The sequence below is a fragment of the Streptomyces sp. NPDC045701 genome, from assembly GCF_056432045.1.
On record NZ_JBWKJV010000072.1, the window covers coordinates 1 to 14006 of the forward strand.

Consider the following 14006-nt stretch of genomic DNA (forward strand, 5'->3'; position numbering starts at 1 on the left):
TCGGGACGCCGCGTCTTCTTCACCCACTCCTTCATCAGCTCGACGGCGCGGTCGCCCGCCTCGATGTCGACGCCCGCAGCCGCGTAGCTGGCACCAGGGGGAGGAGTCATGCCGTCATGCCTTTCGGGAGGTCCGCTGCGGACGGTTCACCACGCGAGCGCGCCGTCGAACGACGTCGGCGCGGGATGGAGGCCGAGGCCCCGGCGCGCCGCGCCGAGGGCGAGGGTGCGTTCGACCGCGAGGTGGCTGATCGCGTACCGCGTGAGCCGTGGGGGCCGGGGCCGCCGGGTCAGCCGCCACGCGGTCTCGGCGGCCACCGCGGCGGCCGAGGCCGCCGGTGCCGGGAGGGTCCGCAGGCGTACGCGGACACCACGCGCCGCGAGCAGCGCACGCAACGCCTCCCCGATCGGCACCGGTTCGGCGTCGGCGACGTTGTAGGTGCCGGGTGGGGCGGCACGGTCGCAGGCGAGCAGCGCGGCGGCGGTGAGGTTGTCGATGTGGGTGAGCGACTGGGGGGCCGTACCGTCGCCCGGCAACCACAGTGAGCCGCCGCGCACCGCGCCCAGCACCCGGGGCAACAGGGTCCGGTCGCCCGGTCCGTACACGGCGTGCGGGCGCAGGACGACCGTGTCGGGCCGGCCGCTCAGGGCCAGCTCGGCGGCGGCCTTGGACGCGGCGTACGGGGTGAGGTAGCGGCGTACGGGGGCTTCGGACTCGTCGGCGTGGACGGTCGGACGGAACGGGTCGTACACGCTGGCGCTGGAGATGTGGACCAGCCGCGCGCCGGGGAAGGACGCGGCCACGTTCCTGGTCCCGGTCAGGTTGGCGTGCCACACCGGGCCGGGCGCGCCCCAGTCGCCGACGGCCGCCGCCGCGTGCACCACGGCGTCCACCCGGGGGGCGTCGGCCCACGTCCCGGTGGCGAGGTCCCAGTCGGCGCGGGTGAGGGCGTGCACGGTCCAGCCGCGTTCGGCCGCCGCGCGGCAGACCGCGCCGCCCACGAAACCGCGCGCGCCGGTGACCGCGATCCTCATCGCGCCGCCCCCGTTCCGTGGGCGCCCGCCGGGCGCAGCCGGGCGCGCAGGGCCGCCCGGTCCGGTTTGCGGGAGCGGCCGGCGACCGGGATGCGGTCCAGCACCACCACGTCGTCGGGGAGGACGGCCGCGTCGATCACCGAGGGCAGCAGGGTGCGGACGGACGCCGCGAAGGCGTCCGGCGCGGCCGGCGGGTGCTCGGCCACCAGGGCGAGGACGACGCGTTCGTCGCCGTAGTCGTCGGGTACGCCGACGATGACCGCTTCGGCGACTCCGGGCAGGGCGCTGATGGCCGGTTCGTACAGTCCGGGGTAGATGTTCGTGCGTCCCCGGATGAGCATGTCCTTCTTCCGGCCGTGCAGGATCAGCCGGCCGTCCTCCAGCCGGGCGAGGTCCCCGGTGGCGTGCTCGTCCATCGTGGGCCCGCCGAGGTAGCCGCGGCACAGGTTCGGGCCGGACACCAGCAGTTCCCCGTCCGGCGCGGTGCGGACCCCCACCGAGGGCAGCGGGGTGCCGAGCAGGTCGCCGGGGCCGGGGTGGGCCAGCTTCTCCTCCCCGGTGGCCACGGCCACGGGCAGGATCTCCGTCATCCCGTACACCGCGAGGAAGCGGACCGACGGCAGGGTCCGGGCGGCCCGGCGCAGCAGCCCCGGCAGGACCGGTGCTCCGCCGAGGACCAGGTACCGCAGGGACGGGGGTACGGTCGCCTCGCCCCGCTCGACGGCGTCGACGACGGAGGGCAGGTCGGCCGGTACGCAGAAGGTGTGGGTCGCCCCGCCCAGTGAGGCGGCGTACCGCACGGGGTCGGCGGCGGGCGCGAAGCCGTGGGGCGGCATGGTCCAGTGGGCGCCGGTGATCAGGGCGGGCACGCCCATCATCAGCTGATCGGTGTGCACGGTGTCGCCGTCGCCCATCCGCAGGGCGTGGCCGCAGTCCGCGAGGCCGGCGCCGAGCGAGCCCCGGGTGTGCACCACGGCCCGGGGGGCGCTGGTGGTGCCGGAGGTGAAGACGACCAGCGCCTCCTGGCCGGGCGCGGGTGCCGGGTCGAAGGACCCGGCCGGGCCGGCGGCGAGCCGCCGTGCGGACAGCGCCCCCGAGGGGACGCCGGGCAGCCACCGGCCGGCGTGGATGTGGCGCAGGCCGAGCCGGTGGTACTGCGGCAGCAGCAGTCCGCGGCGCCGCGCCAGCGGGCGGCCGTAGCGGCTCACGGCGTACAGCAGCGACTCGGCGGCGGCCCAGCGGGGGGTGGCGAGCTCCCGGCGCGCGGCGAACAGCTCGGGTCCGGCGCCCGGGTCGATGAACACCACGGTGGCGCCCGCCGCGATGATTCCCAGCGCGAGCACGACGCCCTCCGGTCCGGGGCGTACGGAGAACAGCACCCGCTCCCCCGGTTCCATCCCGGCCTGGCGCAGCCCGCGTGCGGTGGCCCGGACGGCGTCGGCGAGCTGCCGGTGGCTGAGGGTGGTCCCGTCGGGGCCGGTGAGCGCCGGGGCGTCGCCGCGCCGCCGCGCGGTCCGCAGGAGCGCGGTGAGCACGTCGGCGTGCCCGTCCGCCTGTCCGTCGGGTCCCGGGAGGTGCTCGGTGTCGGTCACGGCGCGCTCCGGAGCGTGAGGGTGAGCCGGGCGTACCCGGGGATCAGTACGTGGCGGGCGGTACGGCGCTGTGCGACGGTGACCGGCCCGGCCGCGAGGACGGCGTCGAGCACCGCGCGGATCTGCGCCATGGCGAGGGGCATGCCCAGGCAGAAGTGCGGACCGGCGCCGAACCACAGCCGCCGCAGTTCCGGCGGGTGCGGCCGGCCGGGGTCGAACGCCCCGTACGCCGTGGCGCACAGCAGCGTGGCGATGGCGATCCGGTCGCCGGGGGACACCGGTACGCCGCCGATGGCGGTGGGCCGGGCGACGCTGCGCAGCATCACGGGCGAGGGGACGGTGACGCGGAGGGCCTCCTCCACGACCGTGTCGGCGTCGGCCGTGCCGTCGCGGAGCCGGTCGAGCCAGTCCGTGTCGTGGCAGAGCGCGACCAGGCGCGGGATGAAGGAGACCAGGGTCTCGGTCCCGGTGAGCAGGAATGCCCCGACGGCGCCGCGGGCCTCGTCCTCGCTCAGGCCCAGCCCGCGCAGCCGGCCGGGCAGGGTGTCGTCCCCGCCCCGCCGGTAGGCGTGGACCGCCGAGGCGGTGAGGCGCCCCAGCACCTCGCGCGCCCGGCGTACGTGCCGGGGCGGCAGGGTGTGCCGCCACAGCCGTACCGCCTTGGTCACCTCCGACGCGTCCGCGTGTGCGGCGGCGAACCGCTCCGGTTCCGCCGGCAGGCCGACGATCTCGCAGATGGCGGCGCCCGCGCACCTCTGCGCGACCCGGACGAGGTCGACCTCTTCGCCCGCGGCGAGCCGGCCGGTGAGGTCGGCGAGCGGCTGCGCCAGGACGCGCTCGCACAGCCCGGCGACGTACCCGGGGGTGAACAGGCCGGACAGCCGGCGGCGCAGTGCCGCGTGGTCGGCGCCCTCCATGTTGAGCAGGACCGACGGGCCGAGGACCGGTGTCCACAGGTCGGACGGCGAGCCCGGCCCGGTCTTCGTGTAATGCTCGGTGTCGCACAGGACCTCGCGTGCCAGGGCCGCGTCGCTGACGACGACCCCGACCCGCGGCACCCGTACGACCGGGCCGCGGGCCGCGATGGCGCGCAGCAGCCGGAAGGCCACGGGGTGGGCCGAGGTCTGCACCCGGTGCTCCCACCGCTGCCAGGTCGCGTCCGGGGCGGTGGTGGTGACCGTCATCGGATGTCCACCACCTCGGGGCGGTAGCGGTGGTCCGCGTACCAGCCGAGGGTGCGGCGCAGTCCCCACTCGCGCACCCGGCGGGCGGAGCCCTGGACGCGTACGTCGCGCCGCAGGCCGTACGCCGTCGTCAGCAGCCGTACCGCGTTCACCAGGGCCCGGTCCTCGTGGAGTTCCTCGATGGCCGTGCGGGGGAAGCCGCCGGCGCGTTCGTACAGCGCGGCGGTGATGGCCATGTTGCAGCCGGGCGCCATGACGTAGGGCCCCAGGTAGCCGGCGTCCCGGTTGCCCGGCCTGAACCGGCCGAACCAGGCCGCGGCCTCGGTGGCGGCGACGAGGGCGGTACGCCGCAGCGGGGGCAGCGGCGCCTCGTCGGTGCGGGGCCGCAACTGCCCGGCGATCAGCTGGAGGCCGGACCGGAACGCGTCCCGGATGCGGGCGGTCCAGTCGGGCGCGGGCAGGCAGTCGGCGTCGGTGCGGGCCAGGTGCGTGGCGCCGTGGGCGATGGCGTACCGCATACCGGTGTCGGCCGCCGCGCCCGTGCCCTTGTGCGTCTCGTGGACGACGTGCAGGTCGCCGGAGTATCCGAAGGACCGTACGACGTCGGCGGTGCCGTCCGTGGAGTTGTTGTCGACGACGACCAGGGAGAAGTCCCGGTCGGTCTGCGACGCGAGGGCCCGGAGGGTCGCCGTGATGCCGTGGGCCTCGTTGTACGCGGGGACGACCACCCAGAGCCTCACAGCCGGATCACGCTCATTCCCATGCTGATGCCTCCGGCGAGGCCGACCAGGGCGACCAGGTCGCCGGGGCCGGCCCGGCCGCTCTCCACGGCGCGGACGAGTTGCAGGGGCAGGCTCGCCGCGGCGGCGTTGCCGTGCTCGGTGATGGTCACGGGGATCTTGTCCATGGGCAGGCCGAACCGGTCGGCGAGCTGGTCGAGGTAGGGCTTGGACACCTGGTGGACGCAGACGGCGGCCATGTCGTGCCAGCCGACGCCGAGGCGGTCGAGGGTGTCGTCGAGCACCCGGGGGCCCAGCCGTTCGAAGGCGCGGCGCAGGCCCACTCCGTCGAGCCGGAAGTAGGTGTGCTCGTCTCCGCGCGGGTGGGCCGAGCCGCCCGAGGGCAGGGTGCCGACGCTCCAGGAGGCGGAGTCGGCGGCGAACCCGTGGCCGAGGACGCCCGGTTCGGCGGACGCCTCCACGAGGAGGGCCGCACCGGCGTCGGAGAGGGTGTAGCCGGGTATGGAGGTGAGGTAGGCGCGCAGGTCGGGTACGGACCAGCGCACCGCCCGGGAGGGGGACTCGCCGCAGGCCACGAGGATGCGCCGGTAGCCGCCCTGGGCGATGAGCGCGTGCGCGGTCTCCAGCGCGTTGAGCACGCTGTTGCAGGCGTTCTTCACGTCGAAGGCGGGGCAGCGCAGGCCGAGGCGGTCGGCGGTCATGTGCGAGGTCGCGGGTTCGATCATGTCCTGGCTGGCCGCGGCGAAGATGAGCAGGTCGACGTCGGCGGGGTCGGTCCCGGTGTCGGCGAGCAGTTTGCGCGCGGCGGCGGCGGCGAGGTCGGAGGCCTGCCAGTCGTCGGGCATGACGTGGAGTCGCTCCACGCCGGTCAGTCGGCGGACGAGTCCTGGTGGCGGCCGGAAGCCGGTGCCGGCGGCGGCCACCCGCCGCTCGGTCTCCTCCGCGGTGCGCAGGGTCTCCGGCAGGTGTACGGCCGCACCGGCGAGCCGGGCGTGGGTTGCAGGCATGGAGCTGGTCTCCCGTCAGACGAGTGTCACGGTCAGCCGGTCGTACGTGGGGATGACCACGCGGCGGCTGTAGCGCCGCTCGACGATCCGCCAGGGCCGCCCGACGCTGGTCAGCGTCTCCAGCGTCCGGCCGATCTCCGCCTGGGCGATGGCGGAGCCGAGGCAGCGGTGGCGTCCGGCGCCGAACCACAGCTCCCGGTTGGCCGGCTCGGCGGGCCGGCCGAGGCGGAAGCCCCCGGTGAGGCTGTTGGCGGTGTAGTTGAGCAGGGTGATGCGTTCTCCGGCCCTGAGGGTGCGGCCCGCGAGACGGACGTCGCCGCGTACGGTCCGCCCGATGACGGGCGCGGGCGCCGTCACGCGCAGCCCTTCGCGGACCGCGTCCGGTACGAGCGCGGGGGACGCGACGAGCTGGTGCTGGTCGCCGGTGTCGTGCAGCAGGGCGACGGTGCGGGTGATGGCGCTGGCCGCCGTCTCGGTCGCGGCGACGCCGACGAGGGCGGCCATTCCGGCGGTCTGGTGGGCGTCCAGGCCGGCTTCCCGGCAACGTCCGACGAGGTGGTCGGGGGAGCCGGTGCGCCACTCCTGCTCGACGTGCCCGGTGAGCCGGGCGACGACGCGGCGGCCGCGGTCGACGGTCTCGTCGGTCAGGTCGGCGCCTCCCGCGGCCTCCAGGGAGATGGCGGCCAGTTCGCGGGCGGTGGCGAAGACCCTCTCGTAGGCGGCGTCGTCGGTGCCCGTGACGGGGACCCGCAGCACGTCCGCCACGATCCGGCCGACGAGCGTGCGGCCGAGTGCCGCGACGTCGACCGGTTTGCCGGCGGCGAGCCGGGCGCGGGTCTCGGCGAGCCGGGCGCCGATGGCGCGGTCCACCAGTTCGCGGGCGGCCGTCTCGCCGAACAGGTCCCGGGTCGCGGTGCGCAGGGCGCGGTGCCCCTCTCCCTCGAAGAGGTCGTCGACCCAGTCGCCGAGGAGCTGGGCCCACAGGCGGCCGACGCCGCCGCGGTCCAGGACGGTGAAGTGCTCGGGGTCGGTGAGGACGGACCGTGCCGTGGCGGCGTCGGCGGTCACCCACCCGACGCGCGGTATGTGCCGCAGGGGCCGGGCCAGCCGGCCGGCGTGCAGCAGGAGGGGCAGGGCGGGACGGCTGGCGGCCAGCACGCGCAGTTCGTGGAATTCGGCGCGGTTCATGGTGATCCATCTCGTCGTTGCGCGGGGTGGGCACGACCGGGGGGCCTGCCGGGCTTCCTCCCGTACCGGGGGATAGTCACGAGGAGGAGGCCCGGCAGGAGAACAGGGCGGACGGGGCGGACTGGGCCCCGTGCGGGGCGTCCTGGCGGTGCGGGTGCGGGCCGGGCCGGCCGGCGGATGGGCGCCGGCCGGCCCGGGGGTCAGGCGCCCTGGGACGGGGCCTGGGGCGGGAAGAGCGCCGCCATGCCGTCGATCGACTCGGGGCCGTACCCCACCGAACCGACCGGGACGCGGGACCCGGTGGCCTCGATGACCTTGGCCGTCCACACGGGTCCGAAGCCCCCGCACAGTTCGATGAGCTGGATGCCCTCGTCGACGAGGCGTGCCGCCACCTCGGGGGCCCGGGCGGGGTCCGCCATGCCCACGATGACGGCGCGGAACCCGTCCCGTTCGATCACGGAGCGGTCGCGGTCCGGGTCGAGCCCGCGGCCGGTGAAGAGGAATCCGAATGCGTCCAGTGCCATGGTGTCATTTCTCCTCGGGGTGCCGTAGCAGTACCGCCACGACTTCGTCCGCCACGTCGGTCAGGGTGAGGCTGCCCAGTGATCCGGCGCTCTCCAGGCGCACGCCGTACGACTTCTCCACGTCGGCCACCAGGACGGAGCTCGTCATGGAGTCGATGCCGAAGGCGCTGAGCGGCACCTCGTCGTCGAGGTCCGAGGGCTCCATCTCCAGCAGCTCGGCCATCAGCCGGCGCAGCCGCTCCGCCACCAGCTCGTGGGTGACCTCCTGCGCGGTGCTCATGCGGCACCGCCCGCGCGCCGGCTGGACCACTGTGCCAGGGGCTGGAGCAGGCCCGACCTGACCTGCTCGGCGCAGGCGCGCCGCCGGATCTTGCCGCTCGTGGTGCGGGGCACCTTGTTGCGGGGTACGGCGTAGACGCTGACCGCGGTCGGCAGGACCTTCGCCACCGCGATGCCGGCCGCCCGTACGGCGGCGGCGAGCGCCTCCGGGTCGCGCTCGGTGGTCTCCACGACCACGGCCACGCCCTTGTCGTCCTCGCTCAGCGGCCAGGCGGCGGCCCGCTGCCGGGCGAACGCGGGGTGCGAGTCCAGGGCGACGGCCTCGGCGTCCTGCGGGAAGTAGTTCTCCCCGCCGATGATCAGCACGTCCTTGATGCGGCCCGTGATGAACAGCTCCCCGCCGTCGACGAACCCGAGGTCCCCGGTGCGGACGTACGTCCGGCCGGTGGCCTCGTCGGTGCCGGCGAGGCGTGCCGCGAAGATGTCGGCCGACTCCTGCTCGCGCTGCCAGTAGCCACCGCAGTTGCCGGGCGAGTCGACCCAGATCTCGCCGACGACCCGGTCGGCGAGCGGCTGGTGGGTCTCGGGGTCGACGATCTCGACCCGTACGTCGTCCACCACCGGCCCGCAGCCGACCAGTTCGACGCCCTCGGCCGCGACCGTGGTGGCCACCGCCTTGCCCTCGGCCAGCGCCTCGCGGTCGTACAGGCCCACGACCGTGGGCACGAGCGAGGGGCTCAGGCTGACCGCGAGGGTGCACTCGGCGAGGCCGAAGCCCGGTGAGAAGACCTCCTCGCGGAAGAAGCCCGGCCGGAACGCCTCGGCGAACCGGCGCTGGGTCGCGGCGCGCACCGGCTCCGAGCCGTTGACCGCGATCCGCCAGGTCGACAGGTCGATGGCGGCGCGCTCCTCGGCCGGGATCCGGTTGACGCAGATGTCGTAGGCGAAGTCCGGCGCGGCGGTGAAGACGTCGTCCTCGGCGGCGATGGCGCGCAGCCACACCTTCGGGTCGCGGACGAAGGTGGCCGGCTCCATCGTCACGGTCGTGGCTCCGGACACCAGCGGCAGCACCACCGCCGTGCACAGGCCCATGTCGTGGAAGAACGGCAGCCAGCTGACGATGGTGGTGGTGGGCTCCACCTCGCAGCGGTCGCGCATCGCCGCCTGGTTGGCGACCAGGTTGCCGTGGCGGACGACGACGCCGCGCGGGTCACCGGTGGAACCGGAGGTGTACTGGAGCAGCGCGGTGGCCGCGGGGTCCAGGGCCAGCGGGTCGGGCAGCGAGGCGTCCGGCGCCTCCCCGCCGGGGCGGCGGACGGCGACGAAGCGCACGCCGGGTGCGAGGTCGCTGTCGGCCTCCTCGGCGTCCTGCTGGGTGGAGACGAGGACGGCGCACGGGGTGCAGTCGCCGCAGATCCCGGCCAGCCGCTCGGCGCGGGTCGTGGTGCCGGCCCGGGCGGCGGTGCGGAAGGCGGGCACCGGCACGGCGATCATGCCGGCGTACAGGCAGCCCAGGAAGCCGATGTGGAAGTCGAGTCCGGGCAGCGCGGGGACGATGACGCGGTCGCCCGCCCCGCCCGTCTCGCGCAGCGCCGCGGCGAGCGCCCGGGCACGGTGGTCGAGTTCGACGGGGGTCAGGCTCTCCAGCACCGCTCCGGAGGCGTCCAGGGCGGTGACCACGGCGCGGTGCGCGTCGGGGCCTTCGGCGCGGGCGATCAGGGCTTCGACGATGGTGCGGGCATCCCGGCCGGTGTGCGCCGCGGCCGGCGCGCGGGTGGCGGTCGCCTCGGTTGGCGTGTTCACTGCTGGGTTCTCCTCATTCGGCGGTGGCTTGGGATGCGAGGGCGGTGGGGGGTTGGGCCCCCGGCCCGGCGGTGCCCGGCCCGGCGGCGGTGATCGCCGCGGGGAAGGCCGCGGCGGGGGTCGCGGTCGGGTAGCGGCCGGTCAGACAGGCCGTGCAGTAGCCGGAGCGGTCGCCTCCGGCGGCTTCGAGCAGCCGGTCCAGCGAGAGGAAGGCCACGCTGTCGCAGTCGAGCTGCTCCGCCAGTTCCGTCATCGACAGCCGGGCGGCGAGCAGTTCCCCGGGGCGTCCGGTGTCGATGCCGTAGAAGCAGGGCCAGCGGTACGGCGGGGAGGCGATCCGCAGGTGGATCTCCAGGGCCCCGGCGTCGCGCAGCATCCGCGCCACGGCGCGCATGGTCGTCCCGCGGACCAGCGAGTCGTCCACCAGCACCACGCGCCGGCCCGCGACCGCCGCCGGGACGGGGCTGAGCTTCCTGCGGACCGCGTTGTGCCGGGCCGCCTGGTCGCTCGCGATGAAGCTGCGGCCGCCCTGACCGGGACGCAACAACCCCTGTACGACGGTCAGCCCGGCACGCTCGGCGTACCCGTCGGCCGCGACACGCGCGGTCTCCGGGGTGGCCACGACCACCGGCCGGGGCGAGCCCTCGACCGGCGCGTGGTCGGCGAGTGCCTGCCCGGCCCGGTACCGCGCCAGGTAGACGCTGCGCCCGGCGAGCTGCGAGTCGGCGCGCGCGAAGTACACGTACTCGAAGAGGCAGGCCGCGGTCTTCGCGTCCGGCACCTCCAGCCGGCTGCTGGACGTGCCGTGCGCGCCGATCGACAGCACCTCGCCCGGCTCCAGTTCGCGCACCACCTCGCCGCCGACCGCGGTGATCGCCGCGGTCTCGGAGGCGAGCAGCCACGTGTCGCCCTGCCGTCCGACCGCGAGCGGCCGGAAACCGTGCGGGTCGCGCACCCCGTACAGGTTCTGCCCGTCGGACAGGACCAGGGCGTACGCGCCCTTCAGCGTGGGCAGCACCGAGTGGAGCGCGGCCACCGTGTCGAGACCCCCCGCCGTGCGGGCGTCGAGCAGCAGGCGGGCCAGCAGCTCGCTGTCGGTGAACCACTCGTCCGGGGCCACCGCGTCGGCCCCCGGCGCGGTGTGCGGGTCCACCAGCGTGCCGTTGTGGGCGAGGGCCAGCGGCGGCCGGTCCAGGACGACCGGCTGTGCCCCGGCCAGCGCGTCGCGCGTGCCGTGGGTGGCGTACCGGACGTGCCCGACCGCCACCGGGCCTTCGGGCAGCCCGTCGAGGTCGGGGAGGGCCTGGGACACGGTGCCGGCTCCGTGCCGTGCGACCAGGGCGTCACCCGTGCCGACGGCGATGCCCGCGCTCTCCTGCCCGCGGTGCTGGAGCGCCACGAGCAGCTCCCGCACCACCGCGGCGTGGGGGCCCGCGGGACCCCAGACGCCCGCGACACCGCAGGCTTCCCGGGGCTTGTCCGTGTCGCGCGGGTCTTCGCTCATGCGGAGTCCCCGCCCGCGTCGAGCCATGCGGCGAAGGCGTCCAGGTCCGGCAGGATCACGGTGGAGCACGACAGCACCGCCAGGTTCTGGCGCATGTCGGTGATCGACACGACCGTGCGTCCCGCGCGGTGGGCGGACAGCATCTCGGCCGCGGTGCCCATGCTGGGCTCGTGGCCGGGCAGCCAGGCGACGCACACGTCGCTCGCCGCCGCCAGCTCGGTGAGCCGGTGGAACAGCGCGGTCAGTTCGCGCAGCTCGGGGGCGAGCCGCGCGTGGTGCAGCACCGCCCGGTCCGCCAGCGCGGCGTGCGCGGCCCGTACGTCGGCGGGGTGGGCCGCTAGCCATTCGGCCATCACGACGCCCGGGTCGTGCACGACGGCCCCGGGCCGCCGGGTGAGCAGCGTCTCGGTCAGCCGCTCCCGGTAGGACTGGTCGACGAGGTCGGCGCCGGTGCGCGCCCCCTGCATGGTGCCGGCCAGGAAGTACGAACGGGTCCGGACGGCGGTGTCCGGCGTGCCGGTGGCCGTCACTCGTCCTCCAGGGAGTACGGGGCCAGGTCGAGCCCGGCGGGGGCTGCCGCGCGGTGGATCGCCGCCGCTTCGAGGAGGAAGGCGACCACCTCGTCCTGGGACGCCGACACCGCGTCGGCCACCACCTCCAGGTCGCGCTGGAAGCGGGCGTCACCGTGCTGGGCGACGGCACCCTGGTTGTCCTTGGTGAGCATCAGGCCGAAGTCCTCCGCGACACCCGCGGGCCGCCCGGCGAGCGGCAGGATCAGCTCGGCCATGTGCCGGGTGACCGGGTGCAGGACACGGATGGAGACGCTGTGCTGCTCGGGGTGGACCAGCAGCCGCCGTACGAAGTCCGCCGCCGGCGGCACCGTGTCGATCCGCGACTCGGGCCGCAGCAGGAACGAGCGGGACGCCGCGTTGTGCCCCCGGCGCGGGCTGAACCGCAGGTAGTCCAGGCGGATGGTGTCGTCGCCGAGGTCCCACGTGGCGCGCACGCGGCTGGGCGCCGGGGTGCCGTCCTTCTTCACCCGGTACGGGTAGGCGTCGACGGTCGTCCGCACCACGCCGTCGACCGCCGCGCCGCGGTCGAGCCGCAGCGGCTCCCCGTGCAGCAGGTACGGATCGAGGATGACGAGGCCGTCCTGCTTGCGGTAGACGGCCGCCACGTGGCGCCCGTCGATGAGGTAGTCGGCGGGGATGCCGGAGCGTTCCATGACCATGCGTCCGGCCGTGAAGGACTGCCAGGCGCACGACAGACCGAAACGCGGAGGAGCCGCCTTGGTGCCGAAGTACTCGTGGAACTGGGAGGCGCTGTTGTAGGGGACGCCGACGAGGACCTCGTCGAGGACCTCCTTCTGCACGTCGTTCAGCAGCGCCGCACCGACGGTGTTCACTTGCGACCTCCCTGGAGGAGTGCGGCCGCCTGCTGGAGGAGGGAGGGCCGGCGGGCGTACGTGGTGTCCTGGCCGCCCAGCACCGCTAGGTGGTCGCGCAGGATGCGCAGGTACGTGGTCAGCTCGAACTGGGTGAGGTTGCGCCGGGACTCGAGGAAGTTGATGCCGCCCGTGATGTCCACGTCGCGGGCCCGCTTCAGCTCGTCGAACCGGCGGGCCGCCTCGGGGTCGCGCTTCCGGGCCGCCAGATATCCGGCGATGACGCGGGACTGGAGTTCCACGGTCGGGAAATGACCACCGGTGCCATCGGTCATTCCGGCGATGAAGAGGTCGTCGTAGCGGGGTGAGAACGCCAGGAGGTAGAAGTCCGGACGGCCCTTGACCCAGTCGAGGTGCTCCTCGCCGACGAACGGGATGTGAATCCGGAAACCGGTGGCGAGGATGATGACGTCGAATTCCTCGGAAGTGCCGTCGGAGAATTCGACGAACTTGCCGTCGAAACGCACCGGCGCCTTGCGCACCTTCACGCGGCCGTGCGCGCAGTAGTACGGCAGCAGCGAATTGACGATGGGCGGCGATTCCAGCGGCTCGTGGTCCGGCTTGGGCAGCCCGAACTGCTCGGGGCGCCCGATGCTCAGCTTCAGCATGGTGCGGTACACCGCGCGTGCCACGGGCGGCGGGAGGCGGAGGTGCTGGCTCGACTCGGAGACCTGGTCGGCGGGCTTCCCGAAGATGAACTTGGGGAAGAAGTGGTAGCCGCGGCGCATGCTGATGGCCACGTGGTCGGTGACCCCGGCGGCCTCCACCGCGATGTCGCAGCCCGAGTTGCCGGCGCCGACGACCAGGACGCGCTTGCCGGCGAGGTCGGCCGCGCTCGTGTAGTCCCGGCTGTGCAGGATCTCCCCGTCGAACTTCCCGGAGAAGGAGGGGAGATAGGGGTGCCAGTTGTGGCCGTTGGCGATGATCAGCGCGCTGTGCTCGTGCGACTCGCCGTCGGCGGTGGTGACGCGCCAGCCGTCGGAAAGGCGCTCGACCTGGGTGACGTCGGAGTCGAACCGGATCAGCCGGAGCAGGTCGAACCGCTGGGCGTACTGCCCGAGGTAGTCGCGCACCTGGTCGTGGCGGGGGTAGGCCGGCAGCCCCCGGTCCATGGGAAGGTCCGCGTATCCGGTCACTTCCCGGGAGGTGATGGTGTGCGTGTTCCGGTACACCGAGCTCCGGGGATTGTCGATGTCCCAGATACCGCCCACGCCGGAGTGGGCCTCGTAGGCCACGCAGGGAATACCGAGATCGGTGAGGCTCTTGAGTGAAGCCAGCCCGGAAGGTCCGGCTCCGATGACCGCGACCGGCCGTGGATCAACCTGTGGTTCTGCCATGTGAGTTAATTCCCCCATTAAGATCATGACCTACGCCACGCACACCGGGCGACGCTGGACGGACTCAGCCTGCGGCAGCCACGGCCCCGACTCCAGCCACTTTCAAGGAATTTCAAGCGACGGACGGGATCGCCGTGATCGCTTGACTTCTGGGCGCCGGCTTCCGCCTAATGGGGACGACCAGGCTTCACGAGAGAGTGAAATGCATCACTTTTCCTCTTCTCATTGAACCTGTGGAGACTCTCGCGTTAGGAGTGCCAGTGGCACGCGTCGTGGTCGACGTCATGCTCAAGCCGGAGATCCTCGACCCGCAGGGACAGGCGGTGCAGCGTGCACTGCCTCGCCTGGGTTTCGGGGGGATCGCCGACGT

At 74.2% G+C, this 14006-nt stretch carries 14 protein-coding genes and 1 pseudogene; 1 reads left to right on the forward strand and 14 read right to left on the reverse strand.

The genetic code is table 11. The features are described from left to right. The 14 genes and pseudogenes from AC07DW_RS31050 to AC07DW_RS31115 all read right to left on the reverse strand — a co-directional run. A pseudogene (locus AC07DW_RS31050) lies at positions 1–110 on the reverse strand (phosphoribosylformylglycinamidine cyclo-ligase); the annotation flags it as partial. A gap of 36 nt (positions 111–146) precedes the next feature. After that, positions 147–1034 (reverse strand): NAD-dependent epimerase/dehydratase family protein, encoded by an 888-nt coding sequence (locus AC07DW_RS31055; protein WP_478861000.1) that lies wholly within the window; start codon positions 1032–1034, stop codon positions 147–149. Then, entirely contained in the window at positions 1031–2626 is a 1596-nt protein-coding gene (locus AC07DW_RS31060) for a class I adenylate-forming enzyme family protein (protein ID WP_478861001.1), read from the reverse strand. Before AC07DW_RS31060 ends, AC07DW_RS31055 begins: the two co-directional genes overlap by 4 nt. Then, positions 2623–3810, reverse strand: coding sequence for a cytochrome P450 (locus tag AC07DW_RS31065; protein ID WP_478861002.1), 1188 nt, complete (start codon positions 3808–3810; stop codon positions 2623–2625). Before AC07DW_RS31065 ends, AC07DW_RS31060 begins: the two co-directional genes overlap by 4 nt. Further along, complete coding sequence (locus tag AC07DW_RS31070; protein WP_478861003.1) at positions 3807–4550, reverse strand: glycosyltransferase; 744 nt, start codon at positions 4548–4550, stop codon at positions 3807–3809. Before AC07DW_RS31070 ends, AC07DW_RS31065 begins: the two co-directional genes overlap by 4 nt. Beyond that, positions 4547–5557 (reverse strand): 3-oxoacyl-ACP synthase III family protein, encoded by a 1011-nt coding sequence (locus AC07DW_RS31075; protein WP_478861004.1) that lies wholly within the window; start codon positions 5555–5557, stop codon positions 4547–4549. The genes AC07DW_RS31070 and AC07DW_RS31075 overlap by 4 nt, the downstream gene beginning before the upstream one ends. Positions 5558–5572: 15 nt before the next feature. Beyond that, positions 5573–6745, reverse strand: coding sequence for a cytochrome P450 (locus AC07DW_RS31080; protein ID WP_478861005.1), 1173 nt, complete (start codon positions 6743–6745; stop codon positions 5573–5575). A 200-nt stretch (positions 6746–6945) separates the two neighbouring features. Further along, on the reverse strand, positions 6946–7269 hold the full coding sequence (locus AC07DW_RS31085) for a DUF6506 family protein (protein ID WP_478861006.1): 324 nt from the start codon (positions 7267–7269) through the stop codon (positions 6946–6948). A 4-nt stretch (positions 7270–7273) separates the two neighbouring features. Further along, entirely contained in the window at positions 7274–7549 is a 276-nt protein-coding gene (locus AC07DW_RS31090; RefSeq protein ID WP_478861007.1) for an acyl carrier protein, read from the reverse strand. Continuing rightward, entirely contained in the window at positions 7546–9351 is a 1806-nt protein-coding gene (locus AC07DW_RS31095; RefSeq protein ID WP_478861008.1) for a fatty acyl-AMP ligase, read from the reverse strand. Before AC07DW_RS31095 ends, AC07DW_RS31090 begins: the two co-directional genes overlap by 4 nt. Before the next feature lie 13 nt (positions 9352–9364). Further along, positions 9365–10855: an amidophosphoribosyltransferase gene (gene purF / locus AC07DW_RS31100; RefSeq protein ID WP_478861009.1), complete on the reverse strand. Its 1491-nt coding sequence runs from the start codon at positions 10853–10855 to the stop codon at positions 9365–9367. Further along, a complete protein-coding gene (locus tag AC07DW_RS31105; RefSeq protein ID WP_478861010.1) occupies positions 10852–11385 on the reverse strand; it encodes a hypothetical protein in 534 nt (177 codons plus the stop codon). Before AC07DW_RS31105 ends, purF begins: the two co-directional genes overlap by 4 nt. After that, positions 11382–12260, reverse strand: coding sequence for a hypothetical protein (locus AC07DW_RS31110; protein ID WP_478861011.1), 879 nt, complete (start codon positions 12258–12260; stop codon positions 11382–11384). The genes AC07DW_RS31105 and AC07DW_RS31110 overlap by 4 nt, the downstream gene beginning before the upstream one ends. Continuing rightward, positions 12257–13663, reverse strand: coding sequence for a flavin-containing monooxygenase (locus AC07DW_RS31115; protein ID WP_478861012.1), 1407 nt, complete (start codon positions 13661–13663; stop codon positions 12257–12259). The genes AC07DW_RS31110 and AC07DW_RS31115 overlap by 4 nt, the downstream gene beginning before the upstream one ends. A gap of 233 nt (positions 13664–13896) precedes the next feature. On the opposite strand from AC07DW_RS31115, the gene AC07DW_RS31120 reads away from it, so the two are divergent. Then, a partial coding sequence (locus AC07DW_RS31120; protein ID WP_478860329.1) for a phosphoribosylformylglycinamidine synthase subunit PurS occupies positions 13897–14006 on the forward strand: 110 nt, incomplete at its 3' end.

Coding starts and splice junctions, on each gene's coding strand:
- AC07DW_RS31055 (WP_478861000.1), bottom strand. CDS start 1,034: ATGAGGATCGCGGTCACCGGCGCGCGCGGTTTCGTGGGCGGCGCGGTC.
- AC07DW_RS31065 (WP_478861002.1), bottom strand. CDS start 3,810: ATGACGGTCACCACCACCGCCCCGGACGCGACCTGGCAGCGGTGGGAG.
- AC07DW_RS31075 (WP_478861004.1), bottom strand. CDS start 5,557: ATGCCTGCAACCCACGCCCGGCTCGCCGGTGCGGCCGTACACCTGCCG.
- AC07DW_RS31080 (WP_478861005.1), bottom strand. CDS start 6,745: ATGAACCGCGCCGAATTCCACGAACTGCGCGTGCTGGCCGCCAGCCGT.
- AC07DW_RS31085 (WP_478861006.1), bottom strand. CDS start 7,269: ATGGCACTGGACGCATTCGGATTCCTCTTCACCGGCCGCGGGCTCGAC.
- AC07DW_RS31090 (WP_478861007.1), bottom strand. CDS start 7,549: ATGAGCACCGCGCAGGAGGTCACCCACGAGCTGGTGGCGGAGCGGCTG.
- purF (WP_478861009.1), bottom strand. CDS start 10,855: ATGAGCGAAGACCCGCGCGACACGGACAAGCCCCGGGAAGCCTGCGGT.
- AC07DW_RS31115 (WP_478861012.1), bottom strand. CDS start 13,663: ATGATCTTAATGGGGGAATTAACTCACATGGCAGAACCACAGGTTGAT.